At 63.2% G+C, this 14,176-nt stretch carries 12 protein-coding genes; 9 read left to right on the forward strand and 3 right to left on the reverse strand.

Going from position 1 to position 14,176, the window contains the following annotated elements; genetic code table 11:
- The gene (locus BM216_RS13440; protein WP_092999678.1) at positions 1-927 is read right to left on the reverse strand and encodes a Gfo/Idh/MocA family protein; all 927 of its coding nucleotides are present in this window, start codon (positions 925-927) and stop codon (positions 1-3) included.
- Between the two features lie 7 nt (positions 928-934).
- Positions 935-1,927, reverse strand: coding sequence for an AraD1 family protein (araD1, locus tag BM216_RS13445; RefSeq protein WP_092999768.1), 993 nt, complete (start codon positions 1,925-1,927; stop codon positions 935-937).
- Positions 1,928-2,249: 322 nt separating this feature from the next.
- Here araD1 and ytfQ point away from each other — a divergent pair, with 322 nt between their 5' ends.
- The 5 genes from ytfQ (at position 2,250) to BM216_RS13470 (ending at position 7,637) form a co-directional block, all read left to right on the forward strand.
- Positions 2,250-3,212, forward strand: a complete 963-nt coding sequence (gene ytfQ, locus BM216_RS13450; protein WP_092999679.1) for a galactofuranose ABC transporter, galactofuranose-binding protein YtfQ — start codon at positions 2,250-2,252, stop codon at positions 3,210-3,212.
- A 93-nt stretch (positions 3,213-3,305) separates the two neighbouring features.
- A complete protein-coding gene (locus BM216_RS13455; protein ID WP_092999680.1) occupies positions 3,306-4,832 on the forward strand; it encodes a sugar ABC transporter ATP-binding protein in 1,527 nt (508 codons plus the stop codon).
- Positions 4,832-5,863, forward strand: a complete 1,032-nt coding sequence (locus BM216_RS13460; RefSeq protein WP_177230776.1) for an ABC transporter permease — start codon at positions 4,832-4,834, stop codon at positions 5,861-5,863. The genes BM216_RS13455 and BM216_RS13460 overlap by 1 nt, the downstream gene beginning before the upstream one ends.
- On the forward strand, positions 5,860-6,846 hold the full coding sequence (yjfF, locus tag BM216_RS13465) for a galactofuranose ABC transporter, permease protein YjfF (protein WP_092999682.1): 987 nt from the start codon (positions 5,860-5,862) through the stop codon (positions 6,844-6,846). Before BM216_RS13460 ends, yjfF begins: the two co-directional genes overlap by 4 nt.
- A 2-nt stretch (positions 6,847-6,848) precedes the next feature.
- Positions 6,849-7,637 (forward strand): FadR/GntR family transcriptional regulator, encoded by a 789-nt coding sequence (locus tag BM216_RS13470; protein ID WP_092999683.1) that lies wholly within the window; start codon positions 6,849-6,851, stop codon positions 7,635-7,637.
- Positions 7,638-7,642: 5 nt separating this feature from the next.
- Here BM216_RS13470 and BM216_RS13475 read toward each other — a convergent pair whose 3' ends face one another.
- Positions 7,643-8,986 carry a formimidoylglutamate deiminase gene (locus tag BM216_RS13475; protein ID WP_092999684.1) on the reverse strand — a complete coding sequence of 448 codons (1,344 nt, stop codon included), beginning with the start codon at positions 8,984-8,986 and terminating at the stop codon, positions 7,643-7,645.
- Between the two features lie 102 nt (positions 8,987-9,088).
- Here BM216_RS13475 and hutI point away from each other — a divergent pair, with 102 nt between their 5' ends.
- From hutI to BM216_RS13495, 4 genes are read left to right on the forward strand one after another with little or no spacing between them, the layout of a single operon-like run.
- The gene (gene hutI, locus BM216_RS13480; protein WP_092999685.1) at positions 9,089-10,315 is read left to right on the forward strand and encodes an imidazolonepropionase; all 1,227 of its coding nucleotides are present in this window, start codon (positions 9,089-9,091) and stop codon (positions 10,313-10,315) included.
- Positions 10,312-11,847 carry a histidine ammonia-lyase gene (gene hutH, locus BM216_RS13485; RefSeq protein ID WP_092999686.1) on the forward strand — a complete coding sequence of 512 codons (1,536 nt, stop codon included), beginning with the start codon at positions 10,312-10,314 and terminating at the stop codon, positions 11,845-11,847. Before hutI ends, hutH begins: the two co-directional genes overlap by 4 nt.
- Before the next feature lie 28 nt (positions 11,848-11,875).
- Positions 11,876-13,561: a urocanate hydratase gene (hutU, locus tag BM216_RS13490; RefSeq protein ID WP_092999687.1), complete on the forward strand. Its 1,686-nt coding sequence runs from the start codon at positions 11,876-11,878 to the stop codon at positions 13,559-13,561.
- 5 nt (positions 13,562-13,566) lie between these two features.
- Positions 13,567-14,133 (forward strand): HutD/Ves family protein, encoded by a 567-nt coding sequence (locus BM216_RS13495; RefSeq protein WP_092999688.1) that lies wholly within the window; start codon positions 13,567-13,569, stop codon positions 14,131-14,133.
- The last annotated feature ends 43 nt before the right edge of the window (positions 14,134-14,176 follow it).

A 14,176-nucleotide genomic window follows, 5' to 3' on the forward strand; every position in this document is an offset into this window, starting at 1 on the left:
TCAATCCTCGAATGCTTCAGTTTCGATGCGGCGGCCGAGCAGGAAGGCGTCGGCCACATGCACGAGCGGCGAAAAATCGGTGTCGCTGGCGCCCTGGTTCACGAGCGCGACGAAATCCCGGTAGAGATTGCGGTACTCGCGGTCTTCCTCGACGATCTGCGCCTCGCCATCGACGATGAGCCGGCTGCCGCCATGGGTAAGCACAACGGAACCCTCGTCGGTCTCGACGCGGATATCCCAGGTCTGCGGGCCGGTCTGGCGCCAGTCGAATTCGGCAGCGATCGGCAGGCCGGACGCCGTTTCGAAAGTCAGGCTGGCCGCGATCGGTGCTGCGCGATTGGCCGGGAAGGTCAGGTCGGAGCGGGTGAGATGGAACTTTTCCGGCATGATGCGGGTGACGATGGAGAGCGCATTGATGCCCGGATCGAACACGCCGAGACCGCCCGGCTCCCATATCCAGGCCTGGCCCGGATGCCAGTGGCGGACGTCTTCCTTCCATTCGACGGAGGCGGTCCTGATCCTGCGCTTGGCAAGCAAAGCACGCGCAGGCTCGACGGCTGCAGCCGCACGGGAATGCCAAGTGGAAAACAGCGTCAGCCCCTTGGACTTCGCCAGCTGCTCCAGTGCGAAGACTTCCGACAGCGTCGCGCCCGGCGGCTTTTCCAGCATGACATGCTTGCCGGCATCGAGCGCAGCCGTGGCCTGTTCGAAACGGCCCTGCGGCGGTGTGCAGAGAGACACGGCGTCGATCTCGACATCCGAGGCAAGCAGATCAGCGATGTCGTGGAAACAGTGCACGCCGGCAAGCTCGGCATTGCGGCTGGCGACAGCGACGAGATCGATCCCGTCGGTCGCTTCGATCGCGCCGAGATGCTGATCCCTTGCGATCTTGCCCAAACCGACGATAGCGAGGCGGATGGCTGACATGGTCGCCTCAGAGCTTCTTGATGGTCACGGGACGTTCAGCAGCAACCGCGAGCGTATTCACCAGCGGCAGCTTGAACGGTGCTGCATCGATTTCGAAGACATCGCCGGCCTCGGTCTTGATCCCATGCGAGACGGAAAGGGTCGCCGTGCCGAAGAAGTGGACATGCAGGTCACCCGGCTCGCGGAAAATGTCGTACTTGAAGTTATGATATTCGAGATTGGCGATCGTGTGCGACATGTTCGCTTCGCCCGACAGGAACGGCTTTTCGAAGATCACATCGTTGCCGCGGCGGATGCGCGACGTGCCTTCGACGTGGTCCGGCAGATCACCGACCAGCAGTTCCGGGCCGAGCGCGGCCTCACGCAGCTTGGAATGGGCAAGCCACAGATAGTTGCCCTTCTCCGTCACATGGTCGGAAAACTCGTTGGCGAGACAGAAGCCGACGCGGTGCGGATTGCCGTCAGGGCCGATCAGATAGATGCCGGCGAGTTCCGGTTCTTCGCCGCCATCGAGCGCGAAGGATGGGGACACGAGTTCGGCGCCGGTGGACTTGAGCTGCGAACCATTGCCCTTGAAGAACCATTCAGGCTGCGCACCGACTTGGCCGGGCTTAGGCTTGCCGCCTTCAACGCCGAGCAAGAACATGCGCATGGAATCGGTCGGCTTGTCTTCGGCCTGAGCGGCCTTGTGCATCTTGTCGCGGCCATCGGCGGAACCGAGATGCGTCAGGCCGGTACCGGCGACGACAAAATGGGCCGGATCGGGATGGGAAATCGGCAGGCCGATGCGTCCTTCGCGGGCTGCGGTTTCTACATCGACTTCTGCGCCGCGGCCAAGCGTATCGACTTGTGCGGCAAGGCTGCGGCCGGCAGCAATCGCCTGCGTCGCCAGCTCATAGGTCGAGGAAACGCCGTTGACGACATGGCCGGCGCCTTCGCCAGCCCATGCCACAACCTTGATCGCGCCCGCATCATCAGCAATCTGCAGAATTCTCAGCATCGATATCGTCATCCAATTTGTCTGAACTGACATGGCGCCTCCACAGGCCATGTCTCCTCCCATCAGACCGCAGGATCCGATGCAATTGAAAAATACGACTATTGGATTTTCGACGCTACTGTCAAGAATGTCTTTTTCCGTAAAGGTAAATCAGCGGTGATGAATCTTTGCGCGAACAAGCACCAATTCTAGCTCATTTCATTAGCATATTCGTAATTCGCGAGGATTTTTTCGCCACACGCCAAAATTGGGCTTGAAAAAGTATTATTATATGCGAATCCTTGCCTCGCCAGTTTGCTTCATCATCTCTGGGAGGATTAAGATGAAAAAAGCTCTCGTCGCGGCAGCTGCTGCCGCTATTTTCGCGACACTTTCTTCAGGCGTTTCCGCACAATCACTGACAGTTGGCTTCTCGCAGATCGGATCTGAATCCGGCTGGCGTGCGGCCGAAACGACCGTGACCAAGCAGGAGGCCGAAAAGCGTGGCGTCACGCTGAAATTCGCCGATGCCCAGCAGAAGCAGGAGAACCAGATCAAGGCGATCCGTGGCTTCATTGCCCAGGGCGTCGACGCGATCCTGATCGCACCGGTGGTCGCCACCGGCTGGGATGCGGTTCTGAAGGAAGCCAAGGAGGAAAACATCCCGGTCATTCTTCTCGACCGCGAGATCGAATCCCCGAAGGACCTCTATCTGACTGCCGTGACCTCCGACCAGGTCTTCGAAGGCAAGGTTGCCGGCGAATGGCTGGCCAAGGAAGTCGGCTCCAAGGACTGCAAGGTGGTCGAGCTTCAGGGCACGACCGGCTCTTCTCCGGCCATCAACCGCAAGAAGGGCTTTGAGGAAGGCATCAAGGCTGCCACCAACATCAAGATCGTCCGCTCGCAGACCGGCGACTTCACCCGCACCAAGGGTAAGGAAGTCATGGAAAGCTTCATCAAGGCGGAAGGCGGCGGCAAGGATATCTGTGCCGTTTACGCCCATAACGACGACATGGCCGTCGGCGCCATCCAGGCCATCAAGGAAGCCGGGCTGAAGCCGGGGACAGACATCAAGGTCGTCTCGATCGACGCCGTGCCTGATATCTTCCAGGCCATGGCAAAGGGCGAAGCCAATGCGACCGTCGAACTGACGCCGAACATGGCGGGCCCGGCCTTCGATGCGCTGGACGCGTATCTGAAGGACAAGAAGGAGCCGAAGAAGTGGATCCAGACCGAGTCCAAGCTCTATACGCAGGCTGACGATCCGATGAAGGTCTACGAAGCCAAGAAGGGCCTCGGCTACTGATCTTTCCCGCGGTCCGGCCGATCAAGGCCGGACATCGCAAATTGCCGAAGCGGTTTATCCCGCTTCGGCTCCCCAAGCATGCGGGACGGAGACATGTCAGCACAACACGCTCTTCTGGAAGCCCGGGGGATCGGCAAATCCTTCTTCGGCATACCAGCGCTCGACGAGGTGGACTTCACGCTCGGCAGGGGTGAAATCCATGCGCTGCTCGGCGAGAATGGCGCGGGAAAATCGACGCTGATCAAGATCCTGACCGGGGTCTATCGCCGCGACAGGGGCACGATTGCGCTGGACGGGAACGAGGTTTCCCCCGAGGATGTCGGCCAAGCCCAGGCGCTCGGCATCGGCACCGTTTACCAGGAGGTCAATCTCCTCGAAAATCTCACCGTCGCCGAAAACCTGTTTCTCGGTCGCCAGCCCCGCCGTTTCGGTATGATCGACCGCCGCGCCATGCGCGAACAGTCGAAGGCGCTGTTGGCACGATACGGGCTGAATATCGACGTCGACGCGCTGCTCGCCTCCTATTCGGTCGCCATCCGGCAGCTTATCGCGATTGCCCGCGCCGTCGATCTTTCCGGCAAGGTGCTGGTACTCGACGAACCGACCGCAAGCCTTGATGCCAATGAGGTGAAGGGCCTGTTTTCCGTTCTGCGCCAGTTGCGTGAGGAAGGTCTCGGCATCGTCATCATCACCCATTTCCTCGACCAGGTTTACGAGATAGCCGACCGCGTCACCGTGCTGCGCAATGGTCGCCTTGTCGGCAGCCGCGCACTGTCCGAGCTGCCGAGGCTCGAACTGATCTCGATGATGCTCGGTCGCGAGCTGCAGCACATCACCCGTGAGCACCAGGCCGAACCTGAGACGGTCGACGAGCGCGGCGCGCCGTCGATCCGCTTCCAGAACTACGGCAAGAAGGGCAGCGTCGCGCCTTTCGATCTGGATATCAGGCCGGGCGAAGTCGTCGGCGTCGCCGGCCTTCTCGGTTCGGGCCGCACCGAGACCGCATTCCTGCTCTTCGGCATAGACCGCGCCGATAGCGGCACGGCCACGATAGACGGCGCACAGGCGAATATCTCATCGCCGGAGGCCGCGATCGCCAGCGGCTTCGGTTTCTGCCCGGAAGAGCGCAAGACCGACGGTATCGTCGGCGATCTTTCGGTGGCGGACAACATCGTGCTGGCGCTACAGGCGAGCCGCGGCTGGATGCGGCCGATCTCGTCGGCGCAGAAGCGCGAACTGGCCGACGCCTTCATCAAGTCGCTCGACATCCGCCCGGCGGACCGCGAGCGGCCGATCAAGTTTCTTTCCGGCGGCAACCAGCAGAAGGCGATCCTCGCCCGCTGGCTGGTCACCGAGCCGCGGCTGCTGATCCTCGACGAACCGACCCGCGGGATCGATATCGGCGCCCATGCGGAAATCCTGAAAATGATCGAAAGGCTCTGTTCCGAAGGCATGTCGCTCATTGTCATTTCGTCCGAACTCGAAGAACTGACCGCCGTCGCGCACCGTGTCGTCGTCCTGTCCGACCGCCGCCATGTGGCGGAGCTTTCCGGCAGCCAGCTGACGACGGATGCCATCATCGAAGCGATTGCCGGCACCGGCAGGACGGAGGCGGCCTGATGCATGTGATCACCCGACGCCTGCGCCGTCTCGCCCCGCAGCTCATCGCGCTCGCCATCATCCTCGGCGTCATCAGCCTCGTCGCACCGGGGTTCCTGACCGTCTCGGTCCAGAACGGCCGCCTCTATGGCAGCCTCATCGACATTCTCGTGCGCGCCGCACCCGTGGCACTGCTGACCGTCGGCATGACGCTGGTGATCGCGACCCGCGGCATAGATCTCTCGATCGGCGCCGTCATCGCCATCTGCGGCGCCGTCGCCGCAAGCCTGATCACCGAAGGCTATTCGCTGCCGGTCGTAATCGCGATCTCGCTCGGCGTCGGCATCGCCTGCGGCCTGTGGAACGGCGTTCTGGTGGCGATCCTCGACATCCAGCCGATCATTGCGACACTGATCCTGATGGTCGCGGGCCGCGGCATCGCCCAGCTGATCACCGAGGGCGTGATCCTGACCTTCAACGACGACACGTTCTCCGCCCTCGGATCCGGCGCATTCGCCGGCATCCCGATCCCAATCTACCTGTGGCTCGGAACGGCACTGATCGTCGGCCTTCTCATGCGCCGCACCGCCCTCGGCTTCCTCATCGAGGCAACCGGCATCAACCGCCGCGCGGCAAGCCTTGCCGGCGTGCGCGCCCGCTTCCTGATCTTCGCGGCTTACGCCATTTCCGGCCTCTGCGCCGCGATCGCCGGCATGATCGTCACCGCCGACATCCGTGGCGCAGACGCCAACAATGCCGGCCTGTGGCTGGAGCTCGACGCGATCCTGGCCGTCGTCGTCGGCGGCACGTCGCTGAATGGCGGGCGTTTCTCGATCACCGCCTCGCTGATCGGCGCCTTGATCATCCAGTCGATCAACACCGGCATTCTCGTCTCGGGCTTCCCGCCGGAATTCAACCTCATCATCAAGGCCGGCATCATCATCATCGTGCTGACGCTGCAGTCGCCCGCGGTCATGACCCTGCTCGGCTTCATGAAATTCTCGCGGCGGCGGGAGACGCTGACGCACGGCACGAAGGAGGCGACCCGATGATCCACGCCCGCAACCTTCCCTTCATCACCACGCTGGCCATCTTCGTGATCGCCTACGCCCTCTGCGTGCTGCAGTTTCCCAACATGCTGTCGACGCGGGTGATCGGCAATCTGCTCACCGACAACGCGTTCCTCGGTATCGCCGCGGTCGGCATGACCTTCGTCATCCTGTCGAGCGGCATCGACCTGTCGGTCGGCTCGGTGATCGCCTTTACCAGCGTCTTCGTCGCCGTCATGGTCGGCTCCTTCGGCGTTCACCCGCTGACCGCCTTCATCGCAGCCCTCGTCATCTCCACCCTGTTCGGCTGCCTGATGGGCGCGATGATCCGCTATCTGCTGATCCCGCCCTTCGTGGTGACGCTGGCCGGCATGTTCTTGGCCAGAGGCGCGGCCTATCTGGTCTCGACGGAATCCGTGCCGATCACCCATGAATTCATCGACGCGATGATGGGCTTCTACATCCGCTTTCCCGGCGGCGGGCGCCTGACGCTGCTGGCCATGATCATGCTCGCCGTCTTCATCGCCGGCATCTTCATCGCCTCGCGCACGAGGTTCGGCGCCAATGTCTATGCGATCGGCGGCAATATCCAGTCGGCCGAGCTGATGGGCGTTCCGGTCGGCTCCACGACGATCCGCATCTATGCGCTGTCGGGCTTCCTGTCGGGCCTCGCCGGCATCGTCTACACGCTCTACACCTCGTCGGGTTATTCGCTGGCGACGGTCGGCGTGGAGCTCGATGCGATCGCGGCGGTCGTCATCGGCGGGACGCTTCTGACCGGCGGCGTCGGGCTGATCGCGGGAACCTTCGTCGGCATCCTGCTGCAGGGACTGATCCAGACCTACATCGTCTTCGACGGCACCCTGTCGTCCTGGTGGACGAAAATCGTCATCGGCATCCTGTTATTCGTATTCATCGTGTTGCAGCGCACAATCATCTGGTATTCAAACCGCCAACTTGCGGTCAGGCAATTGAAAGAGGTGTGATTTTGGGTCTTCTGGAAACGGCGATCAGCGGCCGGAAGCGACGCGGCAACCACGCACATGTGGTGGCGGAGCTTGGACGCGGCATCGTCTCCGGCAAGATCCCGGAAGGCTCGCTTCTGCCCGGAGATGCTGAACTTTCGGCCCGTTTTGGCGTGTCGCGCACCGTCCTGCGCGAGGCTATGAAGACACTGTCGGCGAAGCGCCTGATCGAGGCCAAGGCCAAGGTCGGCACGCGCGTGCTGCCGCGCGACAGCTGGAACTTCTTTGATTCGGATGTGCTCAGCTGGCGCTTTCAATCGGGGCTCGACTACGACTTCATCGAGCACCTGGCCGAAATCCGACTGGCGCTCGAGCCGGCAGCGGCGGCGGCAGCGGCTGTGCGCGCCACGAGCGACGACATCGTCGCGCTCTACGCAATCGCCGCCCGCTTCGACGATCTGAAGCACACGCCGGAGACGGTGGCGCAGGTCGATCTGGAGTTCCATCTTGCCATCGCCCGAATGTCCGGCAACCCGTTCATGCGCTCGGCCAGCGCACTGATCGAGGCGGCTCTGGCGATTTCCTTCCAGCTCTCGTCTCCGGCCTCATCGCCGGAAACGATCGACGAGGTCGCCACCAATCACCTGCGCATCGTCCATGCCATTGCCTCGCGCGATCCGGCCAAGGCGATGTCGGCGATGCGCCATGTCATCGAAGTGGGCAAGAGCCGGATTCGAGGCTCGATCGAAGGCATGCAGCAGGAAACGGCCGACGGCGAACCGTTTCAGGTCATCGCCGCCGAGACCAGCTGACAAGCTTAGCCGGCCGCCATCAGATCCGAGACGACCGTCCGGAACCGCGCCGAAATCTCGTCACGTCCGACATGCCGGCCGCCGGAGACGAGCTTGCGGCCCCGCACCCAGGCGCAGTCGATGCCGATGCCCGCGCCGAAAATCCATTGATCGATCATATGTTTTGCCGACCACGGAACGTTCGACAGGTCGAGCGAGAACAGGTCTGCGGGGGCGCCCGAGACGATACCGGATTCGGACTGCAGCGCCTGAGCGCCGCCAACAAGCGCCTTGGTGAAGAGCGAAACGCCGGTGGATTGGCCGGGTGCCGCGATGACATTGCGGGAACGTTCGGCGAGGCGCTGCGAATATTCGAGAATCTGCAGCTCTTCACGGAGCGAGATCGAGACGTTGGAATCCGAACCGACGCCGTAACGGCCACCCTGGGCGATGAATGAGGATGCGGGGAAGATGCCGTCGCCGAGATTGGCCTCGGTGACCGGGCAGAGACCGGCGATCGCGCCGGAATTTGCCATCGCCGTGACTTCGTTTTCTGTCACATGGGTGGCGTGGACGAGGCACCAGCGGCCATTGACCAGCGCATGATCAAGCAGCCATTCGACCGGCCGGACGCCGGACCAGGCGATGCAATCCTCGACTTCCTTCACCTGTTCGGCGACATGGATATGGATCGGTCCCGTGGTCATTGTCGTCAGAGCCGACAGCTCTTCCGGCGTCACGGCGCGCAGGCTGTGGGGGGCGAGGCCGAGATTGGAGCCCGGCAGTTCGCGGGTGATCTCGGTACCGCGCTCCATCAACCGGGCGAACTGATCGAGATCGTGGATGAAGCGCCGCTGGCCATCCGCTGGAGCTAAGCCGCCGAAGCCAGAATGGGCATAGAAGACGGGCAGCATGGTGAGCCCGATGCCCGTCGCGCCGGCGGCGGCGGCGACCCGATCCAGATGTTCCGCCGGATTGGCATAGAGCGAGCCGTCGCGATCGTGATGCAGGTAATGAAACTCGCCGACGCGGGAAAAGCCCTGTTCGACCATTTCCATGAAGGCCTGGGCGGCGATTGCTTCCAGCTGGTCTGGGTTCATCGACAGGCCGAACTGGTACATGACCGTGCGCCAGCTCCAGAAACTGTCGGCGCCGGGACCTCGGGTTTCGGCAAGGCCGGCAATGGCACGCTGGAATGTATGGCTGTGAAGGTTCGGCATGCCGGGCAGGACGAAGGCGTGGCGCTCGTCACCGGCTTGCGGCTGGGCACCGACCTCGACTGATCCGAGGCGGCCCTCGGCGATGGAAATTCGGACATTCGCCCTGATCTCGTCGCCCACAAGAGCATAGTCGGCAAAAATCACATCCACGGCATTCCCCTTTTATCTCACAGACCGGCTTGCCTCGTCGATCATTAAGTATATACATAACGGGCAACAAGGCCATTCACAAGACGCATATGAGGGAGCGCAATGGCTGATGCAACGCAGATCTGGCGCAATGCCAGGATAGCAACGCTCGACGAGAACCTGCCCGGGCTCGGCCTGATCGAGGACGCGGCGATTGCCGTGCGCGACGGGCGGATCGCCTTTGTCGGCCGCTGGCAGGATCTGCCGCTCTCGCTGTCGGGAGAGGCCGAAATCGTCGACTGCGAAGGCCGTGTCATCACGCCTGGCCTGATCGATTGCCACACCCACATGGTCTTCGGCGGCGACCGGGCGATGGAATTCGAGATGCGGCTGGAAGGCGCGACCTATGAGGAAGTCGCCCGCGCCGGCGGTGGCATCGTCTCCTCGGTCAAGGCCACCAACGCACTGACCGTCGAAGGACTGATTCGGGCTGCTCTGCCAAGGGTCGATACGCTGCTGGCCGAGGGCGTTTCGACGCTGGAGATCAAGTCGGGCTACGGCCTGTCGATTGAAGGTGAACTCAACATGCTGCGCGCCGCCCGCGCGCTGGAAAAGGTCCGGCCGGTCCGCGTCGTTACCTCCTATCTCGCCGCCCATGCGACGCCGGTGGAATACAAGGGCCGCAACGGCGATTACATCACCGACGTGGTCCTTCCCGGTATGGAAAAGGCCCATGCGGAAGGCCTGATCGATGCCGTCGACGGATTTTGCGAGGGCATCGCGTTCTCGGTCGACGAGATGCGCCGCGTCTTCGATCATGCCAAGGCGCTCGGGCTTCCCGTAAAACTGCATGCCGAACAGCTGTCGAACCTCGGCGGCGCCAAGATGGCGGCCTCCTATGGCGCGCTGTCAGCCGATCACCTGGAATATCTCGATGCCCAGGGTGCTGCCGCGATGGCCGAGGCCGGGACGGTCGCGGTCATCCTGCCCGGCGCCTTCTATGCCATCAACGAAACGCAGAAGCCGCCGATCCACGCGCTGCGCGATGCCGGCGTAAAAATGGCGATCGCCACCGACTGCAATCCCGGCACCTCACCGCTCACCTCGCTGCTGCTGACGATGAACATGTCGGCGACGCTGTTCCGCCTGACGGTGGATGAATGCATTGCCGGCGCCACCCGCGAGGCGGCCCGTGCACTCGGCCTTCTTGAAGAGACCGGCACGCTGGAAGTCGGCAAGTCCGCCGATTTCGCCCTCTGGAACATCGGGCGCCCTGCCGAACTCGTCTACCGCATCGGCTTCAATCCACTCCATTCCCGCATCTTCAGAGGTCAGCAGGTATCCGCATGACGATCACGCTTCATCCCGGCAGCGTCCCGCTCTCCGATCTCGCCGCGATCTACTGGAACAATGATGCGGCCGTACTCGACCGCTCCTTCGACGCCGGCATCGAGAAGGCAGCCGCCCGCATCGCCGAAATCGCGGCCGGCAATGCGCCGGTCTATGGCATCAATACCGGTTTCGGAAAGCTGGCCTCGATCAAGATCGATGCGGCAGACCTCGCCACCCTGCAGCGCAATCTCATCCTCTCCCATTGCTGCGGACTGGGAGCCCCCCTGCCGGAAAATGTCGTGCGGCTGATCATGGCGCTGAAGCTGATCTCGCTTGGCCGTGGCGCCTCCGGCGTCCGGCTGGAGCTGATCCGCCTGATCGAAGGCATGCTCGACAAGGGCGTCATCCCGGTCATTCCCGAAAAAGGCTCGGTCGGCGCCTCGGGTGACCTTGCCCCGCTCGCCCATATGGCTGCCGCGATGATGGGCGAAGGCGAATCCTTCTTAGCCGGCGAACGAATGCCGTCCGGTGAGGCCTTGAAGAAAGCCGGCCTGGCGCCGGTCGTGCTGGCGGCAAAGGAGGGGCTGGCGCTGATCAACGGCACCCAGACCTCGACCGCTCTTGCTCTCGCCGGCCTGTTCCGTGCTCATCGCGCCGCCCAGACGGCGCTTGTCACCGGTGCGCTCTCGACCGATGCGGCCATGGGTTCGTCCGCTCCCTTCCACCCCGATATCCACACGCTGCGCGGCCACAAGGGCCAGATCGACGCGGGCGGGGCGCTCCGCACGCTGCTTGAAGGCTCGGAAATCCGCGCCAGCCATATCGAGGGCGACGAGCGTGTGCAGGACCCGTATTGCATCCGCTGCCAGCCGCAGGTCGATGGCGCATGCCTCGACCTTCTCCGCTCGGTCGCGCGGACATTGGAGATCGAGGCCAATGCGGTGACCGACAACCCGCTGGTCCTCTCCGACAACGAAGTGGTCTCCGGCGGTAACTTTCACGCCGAACCCGTCGCGTTTGCCGCCGATCAGACGGCGCTGGCCATCTGCGAGATTGGCGCCATCGCCCAGCGCCGCATCGCCCTGCTGGTCGACCCCGCCCTCTCCTACGGCCTGCCGGCATTTCTTTCCAAGAAGCCGGGTCTGAATTCCGGCCTAATGATTGCCGAAGTCACGTCCGCCGCGCTGATGAGCGAGAACAAGCAGATGTCGCACCCGGCCTCGGTGGATTCGACACCGACCTCGGCCAACCAGGAGGACCATGTCTCCATGGCCTGCCACGGCGCGCGCCGCCTGCTCGGCATGACGGAAAACCTGTTCGGCATTCTCGGCATCGAGGCGCTTGCCGCCGTGCAGGGGGTGGAACTACGCGGCCCGCTGAAGACCAGCCCCGAGCTTGAGAAGGCCGCCGCCGTGTTGCGCGTCGCCGTGCCGTCACTGGATGACGACCGCTATATGGCGCCGGATCTTGCAGCCGCTGCGGACCTCGTCGCCACCGGCGCACTCGCCGCCGCCATCTCGCCCGGCATCCTGCCGGTGCTCGACATCTGACAGCAGAAGAACAACGGGAACAGAAGTCATGACCAATCCGCGCCACAACATCCGCGACGTGCGCTCCCCGCGTGGGCCAGAGCTTACCGCCAAGAGCTGGATGACCGAAGCACCTTTGCGGATGCTGATGAACAATCTCGATCCGGACGTGGCCGAGAACCCGCATGAACTGGTCGTCTATGGCGGCATCGGCCGCGCCGCCCGCACCTGGGACGATTTCGACCGCATCGCCGCGACGCTGAAGACGCTGACCGAGGAAGAGACGCTGCTCGTCCAGTCGGGAAAACCGGTCGGCGTGTTCCGCACCCACAAGGATGCACCGCGGGTGCTGATCGCCAATTCCAACCTCGTGCCGCACTGGGCGACCTGGGACCATTTCAACGAACTGGATAAGAAGGGCCTGGCCATGTACGGCCAGATGACCGCCGGTTCGTGGATCTATATCGGCACGCAAGGGATCGTGCAGGGCACCTATGAAACCTTCGTCGAGGCCGGTCGCCAGCATTATGACGGCAACCTCAAGGGCAAGTGGATCCTGACCGGCGGGCTCGGCGGCATGGGCGGCGCCCAGCCGCTGGCCGCCGTCATGGCCGGCGCCTGCTGCCTGGCCGTCGAATGCGACGAGACCCGCATCGATTTCCGCCTGCGCACCCGATATGTCGATGCGAAAGCCAAGACGCTGGATGAAGCGCTGGCGATGATCGAGGAATGGACGGGCAAGGGCGAGGCAAAGTCCGTCGGCCTGCTCGGCAATGCGGCGGAAATCTTTCCGGAACTGGTCAAGCGCATGCAGGCCGGTGGCCCGCGTCCCGACATCGTCACCGACCAGACCTCTGCGCATGACCCGAGGAACGGTTATCTCCCCATCGGCTGGACGGTCGAGGAGGCCAAGGCCAAGCGCGAAAGCGATCCGAAGTCTGTCGAAGTTGCCGCCCGTGCGTCGATGAAGGCGCATGTCGAGGCCATGGTCGCCTTCTGGGATGCCGGCGTGCCGACCCTCGACTACGGCAACAACATCCGTCAGGTCGCCAAGGACGAAGGGCTTGAGAACGCCTTCGCCTTCCCGGGCTTCGTGCCGGCCTATATCCGTCCGCTGTTCTGCCGCGGCATCGGCCCGTTCCGCTGGGCGGCCCTTTCCGGTGACCCGGAGGATATCTACAAGACCGATGCCAAGGTGAAGGAACTGCTGCCGGACAACAAGCACCTGCACAACTGGCTTGACATGGCCCGCGAGCGCATCGCCTTCCAGGGCCTGCCGGCACGCATCTGCTGGGTGGGGCTCGGCGACCGCCACAAGCTCGGGCTGGCCTTCAACGAAATGGTTAGGACCGGCGAACTCTCCGCCCCGATTGTCATCGGCCGCGATCATCTCGACAGTGGCTCGGTCGCCTCGCCGAACCGCGAGACGGAAGCAATGCAGGACGGATCGGATGCCGTGTCCGACTGGCCGCTGCTGAATGCGCTGCTGAACACCGCATCGGGCGCCACCTGGGTATCGCTGCATCACGGCGGCGGGGTCGGCATGGGCTACTCGCAGCATTCCGGCATGGTTATCTGCGCCGATGGCTCGGAAGATGCCGATCGCAGGCTGGAACGGGTGCTGTGGAACGACCCGGCCACCGGGGTCATGCGCCATGCCGATGCCGGCTATGACATCGCCATCGACTGCGCCAAAGACAAGGGCCTCAGATTGCCCGGCATTCTCGGGAACTGAGCCTCATGCAGATCCTTCGCTCCGGCACCCACAAGCGCATGCCGTGGAAAAACGGACGCGGCGAGACGGTGGAGATCGCCGTCTTTCCGCAGGGCGCCACAGTCGATACGTTCGACTGGCGCGTCAGCATGGCGACGGTGGCCGAAGATGGCGCTTTCTCCGTCTTCCCCGGTATCGACCGCACGCTGTCCATCCTCGAAGGCCATGGAATGGAACTGGCGATCGAGGATCGCGAAAAGGAGCTGCTGACGCAGGCCTCCGCGCCCTATCCCTTCCCGGCCGATGCGCCGACCACGGCCCGGCTGACGGATGGCACGATCACCGACCTCAACGTCATGACCCGGCGCGGACGGTTTGTGCATGTCGTAGAGACGATCTCGGTGCCGGCGACGATCGAACCCACGGATGCCCTGACGCTTCTCCTCTGCCATCACGGCGAGATGCAGGTCACGGACGGGGAAAGCACCGAAATACTCGGAGAGCTCGATTGCGCGATCCTGCCCGCCGGCAGGACGGCTACGCTTACGGGATCCGGTCACGGCTTTGTCATCCGCCTCGAAGAGCGACTGTAGCCGATCATGGCGGGATCGGCCCATTGGTCCCGCCATCAGCAAT

The sequence above is a fragment of the Rhizobium sp. NFR07 genome (genome assembly GCF_900111905.1).
Lineage (GTDB): Bacteria > Pseudomonadota > Alphaproteobacteria > Rhizobiales > Rhizobiaceae > Neorhizobium.

Coding starts and splice junctions, on each gene's coding strand:
- BM216_RS13440 (WP_092999678.1), bottom strand. CDS start 927: ATGTCAGCCATCCGCCTCGCTATCGTCGGTTTGGGCAAGATCGCAAGG.
- araD1 (WP_092999768.1), bottom strand. CDS start 1,927: ATGCTGAGAATTCTGCAGATTGCTGATGATGCGGGCGCGATCAAGGTT.
- ytfQ (WP_092999679.1), top strand. CDS start 2,250: ATGAAAAAAGCTCTCGTCGCGGCAGCTGCTGCCGCTATTTTCGCGACA.
- BM216_RS13455 (WP_092999680.1), top strand. CDS start 3,306: ATGTCAGCACAACACGCTCTTCTGGAAGCCCGGGGGATCGGCAAATCC.
- BM216_RS13460 (WP_177230776.1), top strand. CDS start 4,832: ATGCATGTGATCACCCGACGCCTGCGCCGTCTCGCCCCGCAGCTCATC.
- yjfF (WP_092999682.1), top strand. CDS start 5,860: ATGATCCACGCCCGCAACCTTCCCTTCATCACCACGCTGGCCATCTTC.
- hutI (WP_092999685.1), top strand. CDS start 9,089: ATGGCTGATGCAACGCAGATCTGGCGCAATGCCAGGATAGCAACGCTC.
- hutH (WP_092999686.1), top strand. CDS start 10,312: ATGACGATCACGCTTCATCCCGGCAGCGTCCCGCTCTCCGATCTCGCC.
- hutU (WP_092999687.1), top strand. CDS start 11,876: ATGACCAATCCGCGCCACAACATCCGCGACGTGCGCTCCCCGCGTGGG.
- BM216_RS13495 (WP_092999688.1), top strand. CDS start 13,567: ATGCAGATCCTTCGCTCCGGCACCCACAAGCGCATGCCGTGGAAAAAC.